General features: G+C 57.2%; 1 protein-coding gene. It reads left to right on the forward strand.

Features of this window, described 5'->3' with window-relative positions; all coding sequences use genetic code 11:
• Positions 1–918, forward strand: a 918-nt coding sequence (locus F6X40_RS41545; protein WP_187631898.1) for an IS110 family transposase, incomplete at its 5' end; no start/stop codon positions are given.
• Positions 919–969: the final 51 nt, after the last annotated feature.

The raw sequence follows: 969 nt of genomic DNA on the forward strand, positions 1-969 counted from the left end.
ATTGAAACCGTGCGGGCCTTGCGTCCTCAGATGATCGCGATGGAAGCTTGTGGCTCTGCCCACCACTGGGCGCGGCGTTTCCAGGAGGCAGGTATCGAGGTGCGCCTCATCAGCCCCCACTACGTTTCGCCCTTCGTTAAAACGAACAAGAATGATCGCAACGACGCTGAAGCTATCGTCGAGGCCGCATCCCGGCCGTCCATGAACTTTGTTGCCGTGAAGTCGGTTGAACAACAGGACATGCAGGCAGCGCATCGCGTGCGCGAACTTCTGGTCCAGCAGCGAACCGCGATTATCAATCAGGCAAGAGGTCTTCTGGGCGAGCGCGGCATCGCGATAGCCCAGTCTCCAGCAGCCTTCAGACGAGCGATACCCGAGATTCTCTTACAGAGTGAGGGGGAGCTCACCAGCTTCTGCCAGTCCCTGATCATGACGCTTGTTCAGCACCTACGTGCGCTGGAAGAGGAAATAACTGTAGCGGAAGGCTGGATTCGCTCGTTCATGAATCGCTCGGCTCTGTGCCAGAAGATCGCCGCCGTGCCAGGAATCGGCCCAATTACAGCGACGGCCATCGTCGCCGCTGTCGGTCGAGCTGACGGCTTCAGGAATGGCCGTCATCTTGCGGCGTGGCTTGGCTTGGTGCCGAGGCAGCACTCGTCCGGTGGGAAATCGCAACTCTACGGCATCAGTAAAAGAGGAGACAAGTATCTACGGACGCTGTTAATTCACGGAGCCAGATCTGTTCTGATACGCGTGTCCGGTAAACTCGACGCCCGCAGCCGCTGGCTGCAGGAATTGATTGCGCGTCGAGGCTATAACCGAGCCTGCGTTGCGCTGGCCAACAAGAATGCACGCATCATTCAGGTGCTGCTGAGCACCGAAGCCACATACAAGCCTGTTGCACTGGCTGATTCATGAAGGCACTGAAAACTACGAAGAACCAATGTTAGTGGTAGCGACATAACCATC

The organism is Paraburkholderia sp. UCT31 (assembly GCF_014397655.1).
Taxonomy (GTDB): Bacteria; Pseudomonadota; Gammaproteobacteria; order Burkholderiales; family Burkholderiaceae; genus Paraburkholderia; species Paraburkholderia tuberum.